Here is a 17,452-nt window from a genome sequence, read left to right as displayed (position 1 = left end):
ACGAACCCCGCCCCCTCATGACTCGAGCACTGCCCGGGTCAGGAGACGCCGAGCTCCTTCGCGTTGTTCTTCAGGTCCTCGAGACCACCGCACATGAAGAACGCCTGCTCCGGGAAGTGGTCGTACTCGCCGTCGCAGATCGCGTTGAACGCCGCGATCGACTCGTCCAGCGGCACGTCCGAACCGTCCACGCCGGTGAACTGCTTGGCGGCGTGGGTGTTCTGGGACAGGAAGCGCTCCACGCGACGGGCACGGTGGACGACGAGCTTGTCCTCCTCGCCGAGCTCGTCGATACCGAGGATCGCGATGATGTCCTGCAGGTCCTTGTACTTCTGCAGGATGTTCTTCACGCGCATCGCGGCGTTGTAGTGCTCCGCCGAGATGTACCGCGGGTCGAGGATGCGGGACGTCGAGTCCAGCGGGTCCACGGCCGGGTAGATGCCCTTCTCGGAGATCGGACGGGACAGAACCGTCGTCGCGTCGAGGTGGGCGAAGGTGGTGGCCGGGGCCGGGTCGGTCAGGTCGTCCGCGGGGACGTAGATCGCCTGCATCGAGGTGATCGAGTGACCACGGGTCGAGGTGATGCGCTCCTGGAGGGTGCCCATCTCGTCGGCCAGGTTCGGCTGGTAGCCCACCGCGGAGGGCATACGGCCGAGCAGGGTCGACACCTCGGAACCGGCCTGGGTGAAGCGGAAGATGTTGTCGATGAAGAACAGCACGTCCTGCTTCTGGACGTCACGGAAGTACTCCGCCATCGTCAGGCCGGCCAGGGCCACGCGCAGACGGGTGCCCGGGGGCTCGTCCATCTGGCCGAAGACCAGGGCGGTCTTGTCCAGAACGCCGGACTCTTCCATCTCCGCGATGAGGTCGTTGCCCTCACGGGTGCGCTCGCCGACGCCCGCGAAGACGGAGACGCCCTCGTGGAGGTTGGCGACACGCATGATCATTTCCTGGATCAGCACGGTCTTGCCGACACCGGCACCACCGAACAGACCGATCTTGCCGCCCTTGACGTACGGGGTGAGCAGGTCGACGACCTTCAGACCCGTCTCGAACATCTCGGTCTTCGACTCGAGCTGGTCGAACGCGGGGGCCTTGCGGTGGATGGACCAGCGCTCGCCCTCGTGGGTCTCGTCGCTGTTCAGCACCTCACCGAGGGTGTTGAACACCTTGCCCTTGGTGAAGTCGCCGACGGGGACGGTGATGCCCGCGCCGGTGTCGGTCACCGGGGCCTGGCGGACCAGACCGTCGGTGGGCTGCATGGAGATCGCGCGGACCAGGCCGTCACCCAGGTGCTGGGCGACCTCCAGGGTCAGCGTCTTCTTCTCGCCCGCGAGCGCCGGGTCGGCGACCTCGACGTGAAGGGCGTTGTAGATGTCCGGCATCGCGTCGACGGGGAACTCCACGTCGACGACCGGGCCGATGACCCGCGCGACGCGGCCCGTCGCCGTGGCCGTCTCAACAGTGGTGGTCATTTATCGGTCACTCCCCGCGGTCGCGTCGGCCAGGGCACTCGCGCCACCGACGATCTCGCTGATTTCCTGGGTGATTTCGGCCTGGCGGGCCTGGTTGGCAAGCCGGGTGAGCGTCTCGATGAGCTCTCCGGCGTTGTCGGTGGCCGACTTCATCGCGCGCCGCGTGGCGGCGTGCTTGGAGGCAGCCGACTGGAGCAGCGCGTTGTAGATGCGGCTCTCGACGTAGCGCGGCAGCAGGGCGTCGAGGACGTCCTCCGCCGAGGGCTCGAAGTCGAACAGCGGGAGGATCTCGCCCTTGGGCTTGGCCTCCGCCGCCACCTCGTCGAGGCTGAGCGGCAGCAGCCGGGCCTCGATCGCCGTCTGCGTCATCATCGACACGAACTCGGTGTAGACGATGTGGAGCTCGTCCACGCCGCCCTCGGCCGTCTCCGTCTCGATCGCCTCGATCAGCGGGGCCGCGACCTTCTTGGCGTCCGCGTACGACGGCTCATCGGTGAAGCCCGTGAACGTCTCCGCGATCTTGCGCTCGCGGAAGTTGTAGTGGGCGACACCACGGCGGCCGACGATGTAGTTGACGACCTCCTTGCCCTCGGCCTCGAGCGCGGCCGTGAGCTTCTCCGCGGCCTTGATGGCGTTGGAGTTGAAGGCACCGGCCAGACCGCGGTCGCTCGTGAGGAGCAGGACCGCGGCACGGGTCGGGTTCTCCGGCTCCGTCGTCAGCGGATGCTTGGTGTTGGATCCGCCGGCGACCGCCGTGACCGCGCGGGTGAGCTCGGTCGCATACGGGGTGGAGGCCGCCACCTTGCGCTGCGCCTTGACGACGCGCGAGGCGGCGATCATCTCCATCGCCTTCGTGATCTTCTTGGTCGCGGAGACGGATCGGATGCGACGCTTGTAGACCCGGAGCTGGGCTCCCATGAGTCAGGTCCCTTCCGTCGTCACTTACCGGCAGCCGGGGTGTCCTCGCCGAGCAGCTTGCCGTCGGCGGTCTCGAACTGCTTCTTGAACTCCACGATGGCGTCGGCGACGGCCTGAAGGGTGTCGTCGGACATCTTGCCGCCCTCGCGGATGGAGGTCATCAGGCCCTGCTCCTTGCGGTGCAGGTACTCCAGCAGCTCCTTCTCGAAGCGGCGGATGTCGACGACGGGGACGTCGTCCATCTTGCCGGTGGTGCCGGCCCAGACGGAGACGACCTGGTCCTCGGTGGCCATCGGCTGGTACTGAGCCTGCTTCAGCAGCTCGACCATGCGCTGACCGCGCTCCAGCTGCGCCTTCGACGCGGCGTCCAGGTCGGAACCGAAGGCGGCGAACGCCTCCAGCTCACGGAACTGGGCGAGGTCCACGCGCAGACGGCCGGAGACCTGCTTCATCGCCTTGTGCTGCGCGGAACCACCGACTCGGGAGACGGAGATACCGACGTTCAGCGCGGGGCGCTGACCGGCGTTGAACAGGTCCGACTCCAGGAAGCACTGGCCGTCGGTGATGGAGATGACGTTGGTCGGGATGAACGCCGAGACGTCGTTGGCCTTCGTCTCGACGATCGGCAGACCGGTCATCGAGCCGGCACCCATCTCGTCGGAGAGCTTGGCGCAGCGCTCCAGCAGACGGGAGTGCAGGTAGAAGACGTCACCCGGGTAGGCCTCACGGCCCGGCGGGCGGCGCAGCAGCAGCGACACGGCGCGGTAGGCGTCGGCCTGCTTCGACAGGTCGTCGAAGATGATCAGGACGTGCTTGCCCTGGTACATCCAGTGCTGACCGATGGCCGAACCGGTGTACGGCGCCAGGTACTTGAAGCCGGCCGGGTCGGACGCCGGGGCGGCGACGATGGTCGTGTACTCCAGCGCGCCGGCCTCCTCCAGAGCGCCGCGCACGCCGGCGATGGTGGAGCCCTTCTGGCCGATGGCGACGTAGATGCAGCGGACCTGCTTGTTCGGGTCGCCGGAGCGCCAGTTGTCGCGCTGGTTGATGATGGTGTCGACGGCCAGGGCGGTCTTGCCGGTCTGGCGGTCACCGATGATCAGCTGACGCTGGCCACGGCCGATCGGGGTCATCGCGTCGACGGCCTTGTAGCCCGTCTCCATCGGCTCGTGCACCGACTTGCGGACCATGACGCCCGGAGCCTGCAGCTCCAGGGCGCGGCGGTCCTCGGTCTCGATCTCGCCGAGGCCGTCGATCGGGTTGCCGAGGGGGTCCACCACGCGGCCGAGGTAGCCCTCGCCCACCGCGACGGAGAGAACCTCACCGGTGCGCTGCACCGGCTGCCCCTCCTCGACGCCGCTGAACTCGCCGAGGACGATGGCACCGATCTCGCGCTCCTCGAGGTTGAGGGCGAGGCCGAGGGTGCCGTCCTCGAACTTCAGCAGCTCGTTGGCCATGGTCGAGGGCAGGCCCTCCACCTTCGCGATGCCGTCGCCGGCAAAGGTGACCGTACCGACCTCCTCGCGCGAGGCCGCGTCCGGCTTGTACGCCTGGACGAAGTTCTCCAGCGCGTCCCGGATCTCCTCCGGCCGGATCGTGAGCTCCGCCATCTGGGTTCCCTGCTCTCCTTGTTGGGCCCGAAGTTTCTTGGGGTCTGGGGTTGACCCCCAGGATTCTTCTGCACGGCCCAACCAGGGCCGTCGTAAGTACGTTGTGCGTATTGAGTTGCTGCTCAGCCGGCGAGCCGGCGGCTGGCGTCCTCGATGCGGTCCGCGAGGGAGCCGTTGATGACCTCGTCGCCGACCTGCACCCGGATACCGCCGAGGACCTCGGGGTCCACGTCCAGGTTGAGGTGCATCGCGCGGCCGTAGAGCTTCGCGAGGGCGGCGCCCAGGCGCTGCTTCTGCGGGTCGCTCAGCGGCACCGCCGAGGTGACGATGGCCACCATGCGGTCCCGGCGCTCGGCGGCGAGCTTGGACAGGGACTCGAGTCCCGACTCCAGGCTACGTCCCCGCGGCGCGGTCACAAGGCGCGTGACCAGACGCTCGGTGGCCGACTGGGCCCGGCCGCCGAGGAGGCTGCGCAGCAGCTCGCCCTTGGCCGAGGCGGTGGCCTTGCGGTCGGTCAGCGCGGCACGCAGCTCGGTGCTGCCGGAGACGATCCGGCCGAACCGGAACAGCTCGTCCTCGACGTCGTCGAGCTTGCCCGCCTGCTGGGCGGCCGTGAGGTCGGCGGTGTTGGCCAGCTCCTCCAGCGCGTCCACCAGGTCGCGCGACTGCGACCAGCGGGAGCGCACCATGCCGGCGACCAGGTCGGCGGCGGGGCCGCTGACCTGGGTGCCGAGCAGACGCTGGGCCAGCTCGGCCTTCGCCTCTGCGGCCTGCGCCGGGTCGGTGAGGACCCGACGCAGCGACACCTCGCGGTCGAGCAGCGCGGTGACGGCGGCCAGCTCGTCGGCGAGCGAGCTCGCGTTCACGGACGTGGAGTCCGTCAGCGCGTCGAGACGCTCACGTGCGGCTGCCAGGGCCTCGCGGCTCGCTCCGTTCATCGTCCGGCCTCGGCCTTCTCCTCGAGCTCGTCGAGGAACCGGTCGATCACACGGCTCTGGCGGGCGTGGTCCTCGAGGGACTCCCCGACGAGCTTGCCGGCCAGGTCGGTGGCGAGCTTGCCGACGTCCTGGCGCAGCGCGGACGCGGCGGCCTTGCGGTCGGCCTCGATCTGGGAGTGGCCGGCGGCGACGATCTCCTCGCGCTGACGCTGGCCTTCGGCCCGCATCTCGGCGATGAGCGTGGCACCCTGCTCCTGCGCCTCCTGGCGCAGGCGCGCGGCCTCGTGCCGGGCCTCGGCGAGCTGTGCCTTGTACTGCTCAAGGACGCTCTGGGCCTCGACCTTCATGGTCTCGGCCTCTTCGATACCGCCTTCGATCGCCGCGCGGCGCTCCTCCAGAACCTTGTTGATGTTCGGAAGCAGCTTCTTCCAGAAGAAGAAGAACACGATGGCGAAGGCGATGGTGCCGACGAGCAGCTCGGGGCCCGGAGGAATGAGCGGGTTCTGCTCTTCCTCGGCCGCCAGCTGCACCAGGTTGGCGATCACATCAGTGCCTTTCGTCGAAACGTGTCGGTAGGGAAGTCTTACTTCGTACCGAACACGAACGGCATGACGATGCCGATGAGGGCCAGCGCCTCACAGAAGGCGAAGCCGAGGATCTGGTTGGCGCGGATCAGGCCGGCAGCCTCGGGCTGACGGGCGAGAGCCTGGGTGCCGTTACCGAAGATGATGCCGACGCCGATGCCGGGGCCGATAGCCGAGAGGCCGTAACCGACGGAACCGATGGAACCGGAGACAGCGGCGAGGGTCTCAGTGGCAGCCATGCTGAATCTTCCTTCTCTTAACGGACCGGTGGGGGTTGGCCACCGGACGACAGGGGGTGATGGGGCTCAGTGGTGCTCGGCGAGAGCGCCCTGGATGTACGTGCAGGCGAGGAGTACGAAGACGTACGCCTGGACGGCCTGCACGAAAAGCTCGAAGCCGATCATGGCGATGGTCATGACGAAGGAGACACCGGCCGCCGGGACCATCCAGCTGTTCAGCAGGTACCAGGAGGCGACGGTGAACATGACCAGCATCAGGTGACCGGCGAACATGTTCGCGAAGAGTCGCACCGCGTGCGTGAACGGCCGGACGAGCAGGTTCGAGAAGAACTCGATGACCATCACGAGCGGCAGCACCGGGCCGAGCGACTTGTCGTAGCCGGTCACGTTCTTGAAGAACCCGACGAAGCCGTGCCGCTTGAAGGTCAGCGAGACCCAGGTCACGTAGACGACCGCGGCCAGGACGGCCGGGTACGCGATGATCGACGACACCGGGAACTGCGCGAGCGGGATCACGGACCAGATGTTCATGATCCAGATGAAGAAGAACAACGAGACCATGAACGGGACGTACTTCTCGCCCTCACGCTTGCCGAGGGTCTCGTAGACGATGCCGCGGCGGACGAAGTCGTAGCCGGCCTCACCGACCATCTGCAGCTTGCCCGGCACCACCTTGGCCTTGCCGAAGGCCGCGTAGAAGAAGCCGATGACAAGGACGGTGGTGATGATGGCGAGCAGCATCACCTTGTTGAACTCGAACCCCCCGACCGTGGTGATCGGCTTGAAGAGGAACGAGTGCAGGCCCGGAGCCGGAAAACCACACCCGTTGTCGGACATGATCCGACAGCTCCAGTCAAAGGCGAGCTGGGTCTGGTCAGCACTCACCGCGGGCTCCTTCGGCGTGACGCATGTGTACGGCAACCTCGTTGTGTCGGCGCGGCGCGCAGCCGCGGATCGGCACCGGACTGGTGTTACGGATGTGAGAGCGGCGGGAGGGCATCGAGCCTCGCGTTCGAGCAGGCGTCAGCTCAGATGCCCGCGCCCGCGATGCCGCAGTTGGCACCGGACGATAGCAGGAGTTCCTACTGCCCTTTATCGCGCCCCTACTCGTCACGACGACGGTCCGGTCTTCTCGGGCTTCTCGCTCTTCGCGGAGTCCGGGTCGATGTAGAAGATCTTGGCCTTCATATGCGCACGAGCCTGCGCAGCCATCCACACGACGGTCGCGATGACGAGCCCGAGGGCGAACGTCTTCGGGTTGAAGAGAGAAGTGTCCTTGAAGACAGCAGCGAAGATCAGAAGCAACAGCAGCTGAGCGCCGTAAAGCATCAGACCCATGGCCTGGAACAGCTGCGGGAGCGTTTTTGCCGTCCACTGGAGAACGAACAGGCCGATTCCCATGAAGAGGATGGCCAGCACGACGCCGACGGCCGCTCCGATGGCCCCCTTACCTCCGGCCACCACGCCACTGACGGCGACCACAACAGCACCGGCAGCGGCTGTGGGCACAGCGCACTGCAAGAGGTTCCGGGCGTCATTGGACGGCATGGCGGCAACTCCGCTTTCGCAGGGGGCAGGGGTGTCGTCATGGACGAGCGTAGTCCCGGGCTGAGTGGAGACCTCACACCAATGGACCGTCGCACTACGGTCCTTCGGCTCTATCCGGGGGGTTCTCGTGAACCGTATCACAAACTATTTGATGCAGTCTTTACCTGACGGTGTGCGTACAGTCACACATGAGAGTGAACCTGCACGTCTGAGCGAGAACTGAGCCGAGATGTCTGGTATTGAGGCGCTTCGCACCCCCATCACCACCCCACGACTTGGCAATGCTCTCGTCAGATTCTTACCTTGTCCCCGCCTTGCGCCGGTCGGCAAGACGCGAACGGGCCCCGATGGCGGTCGCCCCGTTGACGCCGCCGACCCCGGACACCACGGGGGTACGGCTCTCCGCACCGACCGGCGTGTGCTGGTCCGCCGCGGACGCCGGCGACGAGGCTTCCGGTGAGAGCGCCGCCACCGAGCCGCGGCGCCGGTAGCGCGGCGGCACGAAATGCTCCATCCAGCGCGGGGCGCGCGGCGTGAAGCGCGGCAGCAGGAGCAGGAGCAGACCGATCGCGCTCAGGAACACCACACCGAGCACGATCCACATGGACGCCGAGTTGACCGAGTAGGCGAGGGCACCGAAGGCGATCAGCGCCGACCAGAAGTACATGATCAGCACCGCGCGGCTGTGCGAGTGGCCGATCTCCAGCAGCCGGTGGTGCAGGTGGCCGCGGTCGGCGGCGAACGGGGACTGGCCCCGCCAGGTGCGGCGCACGATCGCCAGGATCAGGTCGGCGGCCGGCACCGCGATGATCGTCAGCGGCAGCAGCAGCGGGATGTAGACGGGGACCGTCTGGTGCACGGCCTCCTTCTCGGAGCCCACGTAAAGGTTGAGCGCGTCCGGATCGACCTGGCCCGTGACCGAGATCGCACCGGCGGCCAGGACCAGGCCGATCAGCATGGAGCCCGAGTCGCCCATGAAGATCCGCGCCGGGTGCATGTTGTGCGGCAGGAAGCCCAGGCACATGCCCATCAGGATCGCCGAGAAGAGGGTGGCCGGGGCGGCCGCCTCGATGCCGTACGAGTACCAGATGCGGTAGGCGTACAGGAAGAACGCTGTGGCCGCGATGCAGACCATGCCGGCCGCGAGGCCGTCCAGGCCGTCGACGAAGTTGACCGCGTTGATGGTAATGACGACCAGGGCCACCGTGAGCAGGGTGCCCTGCCATTGGGTGAGCGCGACGGAGCCCACGCCCGGGACCGGCAGCCACAGGATCGTCAGACCCTGCACGACCATCACGCCCGCGGCGATCATCTGGCCGCCCAGCTTGATCAGGGCGTCGATCTCGAACTTGTCGTCCAGGACCCCGATCAGCCAGATCAGGGCCGCCCCGGACAGCAGGGCCCGGGGTTCGTTCGATGTCTCGAAGACCTGATTGAGGTTGGTCAGGTGGTCGGCGACCAGCAGGCCCGCGCACAGGCCGAAGAACATCGCGATACCGCCGAGGCGCGGAGTCGGCTCCCGGTGCACGTCACGTGCCCGGATCTCCGGCATCGCTCCGGCCACGATCGCGAACTTCCGTACCGGCCCTGTCAGCAGATACGTCACCGCGGCCGTGATGCAGAGCGTCAGGAGGTATTCACGCACGGGCTTCCCCACAGGTCTCGCTGGCCATCTCAGCCCCACACCCTAGCGATGCGCGCATATGGGTGGGGACTTCCGGGTAGCGACGATGGTTGCACGAGTGTCTGTGCACCCTGGTGCGCTTACCCCGACTCAAGCGGGATACGGCGGAAATCCACCGGCCAGCTCCCGCACTTCTTCACGGGCGCTTGAGGGATCCGTCACGCCCCGAAGTACACCGGCGAGCAGTCCGGCGATCCGGATCATCTCCGCCTCGCCCATGCCCTGGGTGGTGATCGCGGCCGTACCGAGCCTGAGTCCCCGGGCGTCGCCGTGCGGCAGCGCGCAGCAGTCCAGGACCAGGCCGGCCGCGGCGAGCCGGCCCCGGGCGGTGCGTCCGTCGGCGCCGAGCGGCGCCGGGTCGGCGGTGATCAGGTGAGTGTCCGTGCCGCCGGTGGTGACGACCAGGCCCTCCGCCGCCAGCCGGGCCGCCAGCACCCGGGCGTTCGCCACCACCTGGTGGGCGTACGCGGCGAACGCCGGCCTTGCCGCCTCCCCGAACGCGACCGCCTTGGCGGCGATGGTGTGCATCTGCGCACCGCCCTGTGTGAAGGGGAACACGGCCCGGTCGACCCGCTCGGCCAGCTCCGCGCGGCACAGGATCACCCCGCCGCGTGGGCCCCGCAGCACCTTGTGGGTGGTCCCGCAGACGATGTCCGCGTACGGCACGGGATTCGGGGCCGCTCCCCCGGCGACCAGGCCCAAGGGGTGCGCCGCGTCCGCGATGAGGTACGCGCCCACCTCGTCGGCGACCTCGCGGAAGAAGGCGTAGTCGAAATGGCGGGGGTAGGCGATCGAGCCGCACACGATCGCCTTGGGCCGGCGCGTGCGGGCCAGGGTGCGCACCTGCTCGTGGTCGACGAGCCCGGACTCGGCGTCGACGCCGTATCCGACGAAGTCGAACCAGCGGCCGGAGAAGTTTGCGGGCGAGCCGTGCGTGAGGTGCCCGCCGTAGGGCAGGCCGAGGGCGAGCACGGTGTCACCGGGTCGGAGCAGGGCTGCGTAGGCGGCGAGCACGGCCGAAGAGCCCGAATGCGCCTGGACGTTGGCGTGATCGGCGCCGAACAGTGCCCGGGCCCGCTCGACCGCCAGGCGTTCCGCGACGTCGACGACCTCGCAGCCGCCGTGGTGCCGCGCCCCCGGGTAGCCCTCGGCGTACTTGTTCGCCAGCGATGAGCCGAGGGCGGCCAGCACGGCCGGGGAGCTGAAGTTCTCGGCGGCGATCAGCTGGAGCGTCGTCGACTGCCGCTCCCGCTCTCCGAGCAGGATGTCGGCCAGCTCGGGGTCCTGGCGGCGCAGGACGTCGGCCTCGATGGCAGGGGTGACCGTCATGGTGGGCTCCGGGCGTCGACGGTGACGTACGACCAATGTAGGCCCGGGGCCTGCGGAGCGCTCGGCTGTTACGTCTTCGCGGGGACGCCGGTGAGGGCTGTGACGACCGGATCGAGGGCCTGGTGTATCTCGTCCCCGATGGAACGGAAGAACGTCAGGGGGGCGCCGTAGGGGTCGTGGACCTCGTCCGCCTCGGCCGTCGGCGCCAGCAGCCACCCGCGTAGCGCCGCCGCGGCGCGGACCAGCGCACGCGCGCGGATGACCACGCCCTCCTCCAGGGGCGGCAGGGTCGCCGGGTCGATGGCCTTGACCAGGCGGGTGAACTCCTTGAGCGTGAAGGTGCGCAGGCCCGCCGAGTGCCCCATGGAGATGACCTGCGCCCGGTGGTCCCGGGTGGCGGTCAGCACCAGGTCGGCGCGGATCACGTGCTCGTCGAGGAGCTCGCGCCCGGTGAAGCCGGAGGCGTCCGCGCCGAAGTCGGCCAGGACGGTCTCCGCGTGGGACTCCATGGGCGCGCCCTCGTGGCCCCAGGTGCCCGCGCTCTCCACGATCAGCCCACCGCCCAGGACGCCGAGCCGCTCCCGCACCGCATGGCGGGTCAGCCGCTCGGTGATGGGCGAGCGGCACACGTTGCCGGTGCTGACGTGGAGGATGCGGAAGCTGTCACGCGGAAGTCCCACGAAGGTCGTCGTGATCTCCGCCGCGCTTTCCCCGTTGCCTATGCCACGCCCCGATCCAGGGGCCGTCAATTCGCCACCTCGAGGTCGGGTACGACCTTTCGCAGCTCGTCCGCCGAGATGGCGCCCGCGCGCAGAAGCAGCGGTACCTCACGGGTCACGTCGACGATCGACGACGGCACGATGCCGGGGGTCGGGCCGCCGTCGAGGTAGACGGAGACGGAGTCGCCGAGCATCCCCTGTGCGGCGTCGCAGTCCTCCGGCGCCGGGTGGCCGGTCAGGTTGGCGGAGGAGACGGCCATGGGACCGACCTCGGTCAGCAGTTCGATCGCGACCGGGTGCAGCGGCATGCGCACGGCGACCGTGCCACGGGTGTCCCCGAGGTCCCACTGGAGGGACGGCTGGTGCCGGGCGACGAGCGTCAGGGCGCCCGGCCAGAAGGCGTCGACCAGCTCCCAGGCCAGCTCGGAGAAGTCGGTGACGAGGCCGTGCAGCGTGTTCGGGGAGCCGATGAGGACGGGGGTGGGCATGTTGCGGCCCCGGCCCTTGGCCTCCAGCAGGTCGGAGACCGCCTCCGAGGAGAACGCGTCGGCGCCGATGCCGTACACCGTGTCCGTCGGCAGCACCACGAGCTCGCCACGGCGGACGGCGGACGCTGCCTCGCGCAGACCGGTCACTCGGTCGGTCGCGTCGTTGGTGTCGTATCGCCGTGCCATCTTTAGCTGGCCTCCTCGTACACGTGCTGCTGGGATGAAGTCTGCGAAGACTGCGGTGCGCCCGGGGTGCGCGGGATGCTCGCCGTGCTCACGGCAGTGCCTTGCGGGCCGTGGCGAAGCGCGGGCGGTTGTTCAGGTCCGGGTGGTCGGCCGCGTCGGTCCAGCCGCGGTCCTCTGCGAAGATCCACGGCACCTGGCCGCCCTGGGTGTCGGCGTGCTCCACGACCACGACGCCGCCGGGGCGCAGCAGCCGGTGCGCGGTGCGCTCCAGGCCGCGGATGAGGTCGAGGCCGTCCTCACCGGAGAAGAGGGCCATGTCGGGGTCGTAGTCCCGCGCCTCGGGGGCGACGTACTCCCACTCGGTGAGCGGGATGTACGGCGGGTTGGTGATGACCAGGTCGACCTGTCCGTCCAGGTCGGGGAAGGCGGTGAGCGCGTTGCCCTGCCGCAGGTCGACCCTGGACCCCTCGACGTTCTTGCGGGTCCACTTGAGGGCGTCCTCGGACAGCTCCACGGCGTGCACGCGCGAGCGCGGCACCTCCTGGGCGAGGGCGAGCGCGATGGCGCCGGAGCCGGTGCACAGGTCGACGATGCACGGCTCGACGACGTCCATGGCCCGTACGGCGTCTATGGCCCAGCCGACCACGGACTCCGTCTCGGGCCTCGGCACGAACACCCCGGGGCCGACCTGGAGTTCCAGGTAGCGGAAGTAGGCGCGCCCGGTGATGTGCTGGAGCGGTTCGCGGGCCTCGCGGCGGGCGATGACCTCCCAGTAGCGGGCGTCGAAGTCGGAGTCCTTGACGGAGTGCAGCTCGCCGCGCTTGACGCCGTGCACGAACGCGGCGAGTTCCTCCGCGTCGGTACGCGGCGAGGGCACGCCGGCGTCTGCGAGCCGCTGGGTGGCCTGGGCCACCTCCGCGAGCAGCAGGTTCACGCAAGTCCTCCGTATTACTCGTACGTGATCACTCGTACGTTCTCGTGCCTGCCTTACGCAGCCGCCAGCTTCGCCGCGGAGTCCGCGTCGACACAGGCCTGGATCACCGCGTCGAGGTCGCCGTCCAGGACCTGGTCCAGGTTGTACGCCTTGAAGCCGACCCGGTGGTCCGAGAGGCGGTTCTCCGGGAAGTTGTACGTGCGGATCTTCTCGGAGCGGTCGACGGTGCGGACCTGGCTGCGGCGGGCGTCGGCGGCCTCCCGCTCCGCCTCCTCCTGCGCCGCTGCGAGCAGCCTGGAGCGCAGGATACGCAGTGCCTGCTCCTTGTTCTGCAGCTGGCTCTTCTCGTTCTGGCAGGAGGCGACGACTCCGGTCGGGATGTGCGTGATGCGCACGGCGGAGTCGGTGGTGTTGACGGACTGCCCGCCGGGCCCGGAGGACCGGTAGACGTCGATGCGGAGGTCGTTCGGGTTGATCTCCACGTCGACCTCCTCGGCCTCGGGCGTGACGAGCACACCGGCCGCGGAGGTGTGGATACGGCCCTGGGACTCCGTGGCGGGCACGCGCTGCACGCGGTGCACGCCGCCCTCGTACTTCAGGCGCGCCCAGACGCCCTGGCCGGGCTCGGTGGCGCCCTGGCCGCCCTTGGTCTTCACGGCGACCTGGACGTCCTTGTAGCCGCCGAGTTCGGACTCGGTGGCGTCGATGATCTCGGTCTTCCAGCCGACGCGCTCGGCGTAGCGCAGGTACATGCGCAGCAGGTCGCCGGCGAACAGGGCCGACTCGTCGCCGCCCGCGCCCGCCTTGATCTCGAGGATGACGTCCTTGTCGTCGCTGGGGTCGCGCGGGACGAGCAGCAGGCGCAGCTTCTCGGTGAGTTCCTCGCGCTGCCGTTCCAGGTCCTTGACCTCGGCCGCGAAGTCGGGGTCGTCGGCGGCCAGTTCACGCGCGGCCTCGATGTCGTCGCCCGTCTGCGTCCAGGAGCGGTACGTGGCGACGATGGGGGTGAGCTCGGCGTACCGCTTGTTCAGCTTGCGCGCGTTGGCCTGGTCGGCGTGGACCGACGGGTCGGCGAGCTTCTTCTCCAGGTCGGCGTGCTCGGCGACGAGTTCCTCGACGGCCTCGAACATCTTGGGCTCCTGTGTACGGACGGGGGTGAAGGGCGGGCGACCAAAAACGCCGGTCCCGGAGCGCCCGGTGAGGGGGCGCGTCCGTGGACCGGCGAATTGAGGCTCGCTACTTCTTGGAGCCGGCGGCCTTGCCGAAGCGGGCCTCGAAGCGGGCCACACGGCCACCGGTGTCGAGGATCTTCTGCTTGCCCGTGTAGAACGGGTGGCACTCGGAGCAGACATCGGCGCGGATGGTGCCGGACTCGATGGTGCTGCGGGTGGTGAACGACGCGCCGCAGGTGCAGCTGACCTGCGTCTCGACGTACTCGGGGTGGATGTCGCGCTTCAAGGTGTCTCCTAGATTCGGGAGGGCGCCGGGTCGCTTCCGCGGGGTGCGGGAGCGTGAACCGGGGCCGACGTACCAGTCTGCCAGGACTGGGGCCTACTCCCAAAACCGGGGGTTGTTGTGATCTATTCCCCCGCGGCCGCCGGGTGTCCCGCCCACGCGGCGGAGCCGCACATCGACACAGCCTCGCGCCTCTCGGGGACGTGCCCGTCAGGGTGCGGTCACGACACCCTTGGCCTCACCTGTCGCCGAACCCGACGTCGCCGACTTCGGGATCGGCCTGTCGTTCTCCAGGGCCTTCCAGATCTGGTCGGCCTTCTCCTTCTGGAGGAGGACGCGGTTGGGGTCGGCCGGGTCGTAGGCCACCGGCATCGTGACCATGTGCATCTGGGACGGGCTGATGCCCTTGAGGCCGTTCGCGAAGGACGCGAGCCTGTTGACCGAACCGAGGTCGGAGTCCGCCGTCACCGTCTTGGTCGCGGTTTCAGCGAGGTCGAGCAGCTTCTTCGGGTTCGAGAGGACGCCGACGTCCTTGATCTGGTTGACCAGGGCCTTGATGAAGGCCTGCTGGAGCTGGATGCGGCCGAGGTCGGAGCCGTCGCCGACGCCGTGCCGGGTGCGGACCAGGCCGAGGGCCTGCCTGCCGTCCAGCGTGTGGGTGCCGGCCTTCAGCTTCAGGTGGCTGTCGGGGTCGTCGATGCTCTTGGTCGTGGTGATGTCGACGCCGCCGAGGTCGTCGATGAGCTGCTGGAACCCGGCGAAGTCGACCTCCAGGTAGTGGTCCATGCGCAGGTCGGTGATCGACTCGACGGTCTTCACGGCACAGGCGGCCCCGCCGGTGGAGTACGCGGAGTTGAACATCACGCTCCGGGCGGCGGGGTGGTCGCCGCCCTGGGTGTCCGTGCACGAAGGGCGGTTGATCAAGGTGTCGCGCGGGATGGAGACGACACTGGCCTTCTTGTGGCCCTTGTAGATGTGCACGATCATCGCCGTGTCGGAGCGGGCGCTGCCGTCGTCGGTGCCGCCGCCGAGCTTCTTGTTTCCTCCGGCGCGGGTGTCGGAGCCGAGGACGAGGATGTTCTCGGAGCCGTTGTCGGCCTTCTCGGGCCGGTCCGTGCCGAGAGCCTGGTCGATGTCGACGCTCTTGAGGTTGCCGTTGAGCTTGAAGTACAGGTAGCCGGCTCCGGCGCCACCCAGCACGACGATGCCCGCGGTGGTCCAGGCCGTGATCATCAGGCCTTTGCGGCGTCTCGGGGGCTTGCGCCGCCGGCCCTTGCCGCGGTCGCGCGCTCCGTCGGTGCCGTTACTTCCCGGTATGCCCGGATCCGGCGTGCTCTCGGCAGACATGTACTCCTCAGCTCTTCTACGGTCGCTTACCCCCTGCGATCAGTGCCAGGCATGGCCGAAAAGACCCTTCCTCGCACTATCGTCGCCCCACCAGGTCAGACGGGGAAACTCGGGAAAGGGTTGCACAACGGACTGTGCCCACCGTGTACGACGGTGGGCACAGTGCGTGTTCGGCGTGGCGGGACGCACCCCGCTCACCTGCAATTTCAGCCGAAGATGTCGTACTGCTTGAAATCGGTGCCGACGGACTTGCGTGTGGCAAAGATCTCGCTGGTCCCCTTGCCGGTGCCGGCGTAGAGGTAGAGCGTGCCGCCGGGGGTGCGGGCGAGGAAGTCGGCCTTGCCGTCGCCGGTGACGTCACCGGGTGCGTCGAAGGCGTTGTAGCCGTCCCACGTGCGCACCTTGACCCGGGCCGAGAACGCGCCCGAGCCGGCCTTGCCGGTGCCCTTGTACAGGTAGAGGTAGCTGCCGGACTTGCTGCGGGCGATCAGGTCGGTCTTGCCGTCCCCGTTGAAGTCGCCCTTGCCGCGCACGGAGTTGTACTGGTTCCAGCCGGAGCCGACCTGCACGCGGGACGCGAAGGTGCCGTTGCCCTTGCCCGGGTAGATCCACATCACGCCCGCCGAGTCGACCGAGAGCAGGTCGGGCAGGTAGTCGCCGGTGACGTCACCGGGGGTGACGATCCGGGTGCGGGTCTTCCAGTTGTCGGCGATCTGCTTGGTGCTCCAGCTGCCGCTGGAGATGACGTAGTGCGTCCAGAAGACGTCGCCGTCGCTGCTGCGCCGGTAGACCAGGTCCTGGTAGCCGTCGCGGTCGAGGTCGGTCTGCAGGACGACGTTGACGCCGTCCCAGTTGCCCCAGGACTGGCGGGCGGCGAACGACGTGCCGGCCGAGTCCTTGGAGTAGCCGGTCTTGGTGGAGGCGTTGCGCACCCACAGGTCGGCCTTGTGGTCACCGCTGATGTTGGTGTCGTCGAGGCGCGGGTAGGCGGCGCCCACGTACGTGCTGACCTTGCTGAAGACGCTGTAGGCGCCCTTGGCGACGCAGTCGGTCACACCCCAGGACACGACACCGACGATCCGGTTGTTGACGACCAGGGGGCCGCCGGAGTCGCCGTTGCAGGCCGAGACGGTGCCGGTGTCGCTGCCGGTGGCGGGCTTGCCCGCGCAGACCATGTGGCCCTTGACGAAGTCGGCGCCGTACGCGCCGGAGCACGTCGTGTCGGACTGCATGGGCAGCGTGGCCGTCTTCAGCGTCTCGGAGATGTCGTCGCTGGTGGAGCTGGTGCGGCCCCAGCCGTAGACCTTGGCGCTGGTGCCGGCCTTGTACGACGTGGTGTCGCCGGACGTCGTCATGCGGATCGGGGTGGCCTTGACCGGGACGGGCAGGGTCAGCACCGCGATGTCGTTGTCGATGGTCGTCGCGCTGTACGACGGGTGGTTCCACTGCCGCCAGACGCCGGTGACGGTGCCGCCGTGCAGGTCGGTGCCGTCGGCGGAGGGCAGCTGGGAGGTGCCGGTGATGACGGCGCCGTTGGCGTTCCAGTTGTAGCCCTTGACGCAGTGCGCGGCGGTGAGGATCTTCGTCGGCGCGACGACGGCGCCGCCGCAGAAGAAGCCGATGTCGTCACTGGTGCCGGAGGTGCCCCGGTCGTCGTAGTAGTGGAGCTGCGCCATCCACGGGGCCGTGCTGATGGTGGTCTCGTTGCCACCGATGATCTTGGGGTCGATGCTGCCGGCGACGGTGCCCGCGGTGAGCGAGTTCTTGCTCGTCTTGCCGGCCACGTCGTCACCGGCCATGGCACCCGCGACGCGCTTCTCCAGCTCGGTGAGCGACGGCGAGCTGACCGCCGCCGGCTTGACCGTCGGCTGCGGCAGCGGGGTGGCCGCGTCGGCGGACGTCGTCAGCAGCGCACCGGCCACGGCGGCGGCGACCCCGGCCGCGGCGACGGGCAGTGCGATGCGTATCCGGCGTCTGTGCCGACCGCCCCCGGGCATG

The 17,452-nt window shown here is 68.7% G+C and carries 17 protein-coding genes; all 17 read right to left on the bottom strand.

Annotation, left to right across the window (positions count from 1 at the left end; translation table 11 throughout):
• Nucleotides 1-38: 38 nt before the first annotated feature.
• The gene (gene atpD / locus ACIQU3_RS19595) at nt 39-1,475 is read right to left on the bottom strand and encodes a F0F1 ATP synthase subunit beta (RefSeq protein ID WP_403740948.1); all 1,437 of its coding nucleotides are present in this window, start codon (nt 1,473-1,475) and stop codon (nt 39-41) included.
• Nucleotides 1,476-2,393 (bottom strand): F0F1 ATP synthase subunit gamma, encoded by a 918-nt coding sequence (locus ACIQU3_RS19590; RefSeq protein WP_221756780.1) that lies wholly within the window; start codon nt 2,391-2,393, stop codon nt 1,476-1,478.
• 20 nt (nt 2,394-2,413) lie between these two features.
• On the bottom strand, nt 2,414-4,003 hold the full coding sequence (gene atpA, locus ACIQU3_RS19585; RefSeq protein WP_381431429.1) for a F0F1 ATP synthase subunit alpha: 1,590 nt from the start codon (nt 4,001-4,003) through the stop codon (nt 2,414-2,416).
• Between the two features lie 122 nt (nt 4,004-4,125).
• Complete coding sequence (locus ACIQU3_RS19580; protein WP_403740942.1) at nt 4,126-4,941, bottom strand: F0F1 ATP synthase subunit delta; 816 nt, start codon at nt 4,939-4,941, stop codon at nt 4,126-4,128.
• Entirely contained in the window at nt 4,938-5,486 is a 549-nt protein-coding gene (locus ACIQU3_RS19575) for a F0F1 ATP synthase subunit B (RefSeq protein WP_261680572.1), read from the bottom strand. The genes ACIQU3_RS19580 and ACIQU3_RS19575 overlap by 4 nt, the downstream gene beginning before the upstream one ends.
• Nucleotides 5,487-5,524: 38 nt before the next feature.
• Entirely contained in the window at nt 5,525-5,764 is a 240-nt protein-coding gene (locus ACIQU3_RS19570; protein WP_053670587.1) for an ATP synthase subunit C, read from the bottom strand.
• A gap of 66 nt (nt 5,765-5,830) precedes the next feature.
• On the bottom strand, nt 5,831-6,601 hold the full coding sequence (gene atpB, locus ACIQU3_RS19565) for a F0F1 ATP synthase subunit A (RefSeq protein ID WP_403741032.1): 771 nt from the start codon (nt 6,599-6,601) through the stop codon (nt 5,831-5,833).
• A gap of 273 nt (nt 6,602-6,874) precedes the next feature.
• Nucleotides 6,875-7,312, bottom strand: coding sequence for a hypothetical protein (locus tag ACIQU3_RS19560; RefSeq protein WP_234848497.1), 438 nt, complete (start codon nt 7,310-7,312; stop codon nt 6,875-6,877).
• 298 nt (nt 7,313-7,610) lie between these two features.
• Nucleotides 7,611-8,957, bottom strand: coding sequence for an MraY family glycosyltransferase (locus ACIQU3_RS19555; protein ID WP_403740938.1), 1,347 nt, complete (start codon nt 8,955-8,957; stop codon nt 7,611-7,613).
• A 129-nt stretch (nt 8,958-9,086) separates the two neighbouring features.
• Nucleotides 9,087-10,325, bottom strand: coding sequence for a serine hydroxymethyltransferase (gene glyA / locus ACIQU3_RS19550; RefSeq protein ID WP_403740935.1), 1,239 nt, complete (start codon nt 10,323-10,325; stop codon nt 9,087-9,089).
• 68 nt (nt 10,326-10,393) lie between these two features.
• Nucleotides 10,394-11,074, bottom strand: a complete 681-nt coding sequence (locus ACIQU3_RS19545; RefSeq protein WP_403740933.1) for a protein-tyrosine-phosphatase — start codon at nt 11,072-11,074, stop codon at nt 10,394-10,396.
• Entirely contained in the window at nt 11,071-11,718 is a 648-nt protein-coding gene (locus ACIQU3_RS19540; RefSeq protein ID WP_403740930.1) for an L-threonylcarbamoyladenylate synthase, read from the bottom strand. Before ACIQU3_RS19540 ends, ACIQU3_RS19545 begins: the two co-directional genes overlap by 4 nt.
• Nucleotides 11,719-11,806: 88 nt before the next feature.
• The gene (prmC, locus tag ACIQU3_RS19535; RefSeq protein ID WP_234848501.1) at nt 11,807-12,652 is read right to left on the bottom strand and encodes a peptide chain release factor N(5)-glutamine methyltransferase; all 846 of its coding nucleotides are present in this window, start codon (nt 12,650-12,652) and stop codon (nt 11,807-11,809) included.
• 53 nt (nt 12,653-12,705) lie between these two features.
• Nucleotides 12,706-13,782 (bottom strand): peptide chain release factor 1, encoded by a 1,077-nt coding sequence (gene prfA, locus ACIQU3_RS19530; protein WP_403740927.1) that lies wholly within the window; start codon nt 13,780-13,782, stop codon nt 12,706-12,708.
• A gap of 106 nt (nt 13,783-13,888) precedes the next feature.
• Complete coding sequence (gene rpmE / locus ACIQU3_RS19525) at nt 13,889-14,110, bottom strand: 50S ribosomal protein L31 (protein ID WP_003992975.1); 222 nt, start codon at nt 14,108-14,110, stop codon at nt 13,889-13,891.
• 207 nt (nt 14,111-14,317) lie between these two features.
• Nucleotides 14,318-15,454 carry an LCP family protein gene (locus tag ACIQU3_RS19520; protein ID WP_403740922.1) on the bottom strand — a complete coding sequence of 379 codons (1,137 nt, stop codon included), beginning with the start codon at nt 15,452-15,454 and terminating at the stop codon, nt 14,318-14,320.
• A 206-nt stretch (nt 15,455-15,660) separates the two neighbouring features.
• A complete protein-coding gene (locus ACIQU3_RS19515) occupies nt 15,661-17,451 on the bottom strand; it encodes a trypsin-like serine protease (protein WP_403741029.1) in 1,791 nt (596 codons plus the stop codon).
• Between the last annotated feature and the right edge of the window lies 1 nt (nt 17,452).

This window comes from Streptomyces sp. NPDC101110 (assembly GCF_044759525.1).
Lineage (GTDB): Bacteria > Actinomycetota > Actinomycetes > Streptomycetales > Streptomycetaceae > Streptomyces.
This window is presented reverse-complemented; position numbering and strand designations above follow the sequence as displayed.

Excerpts from the sequence above, each read along its gene's own strand:
- atpD (WP_403740948.1), bottom strand. The coding sequence starts at position 1,475 with ATGACCACCACTGTTGAGACGGCCACGGCGACGGGCCGCGTCGCGCGG.
- ACIQU3_RS19590 (WP_221756780.1), bottom strand. The coding sequence starts at position 2,393 with ATGGGAGCCCAGCTCCGGGTCTACAAGCGTCGCATCCGATCCGTCTCC.
- atpA (WP_381431429.1), bottom strand. The coding sequence starts at position 4,003 with ATGGCGGAGCTCACGATCCGGCCGGAGGAGATCCGGGACGCGCTGGAG.
- ACIQU3_RS19580 (WP_403740942.1), bottom strand. The coding sequence starts at position 4,941 with ATGAACGGAGCGAGCCGCGAGGCCCTGGCAGCCGCACGTGAGCGTCTC.
- ACIQU3_RS19570 (WP_053670587.1), bottom strand. The coding sequence starts at position 5,764 with ATGGCTGCCACTGAGACCCTCGCCGCTGTCTCCGGTTCCATCGGTTCC.
- atpB (WP_403741032.1), bottom strand. The coding sequence starts at position 6,601 with ATGTCCGACAACGGGTGTGGTTTTCCGGCTCCGGGCCTGCACTCGTTC.
- ACIQU3_RS19560 (WP_234848497.1), bottom strand. The coding sequence starts at position 7,312 with ATGCCGTCCAATGACGCCCGGAACCTCTTGCAGTGCGCTGTGCCCACA.
- glyA (WP_403740935.1), bottom strand. The coding sequence starts at position 10,325 with ATGACGGTCACCCCTGCCATCGAGGCCGACGTCCTGCGCCGCCAGGAC.
- ACIQU3_RS19540 (WP_403740930.1), bottom strand. The coding sequence starts at position 11,718 with ATGGCACGGCGATACGACACCAACGACGCGACCGACCGAGTGACCGGT.
- prfA (WP_403740927.1), bottom strand. The coding sequence starts at position 13,782 with ATGTTCGAGGCCGTCGAGGAACTCGTCGCCGAGCACGCCGACCTGGAG.
- ACIQU3_RS19520 (WP_403740922.1), bottom strand. The coding sequence starts at position 15,454 with ATGTCTGCCGAGAGCACGCCGGATCCGGGCATACCGGGAAGTAACGGC.
- ACIQU3_RS19515 (WP_403741029.1), bottom strand. The coding sequence starts at position 17,451 with ATGCCCGGGGGCGGTCGGCACAGACGCCGGATACGCATCGCACTGCCC.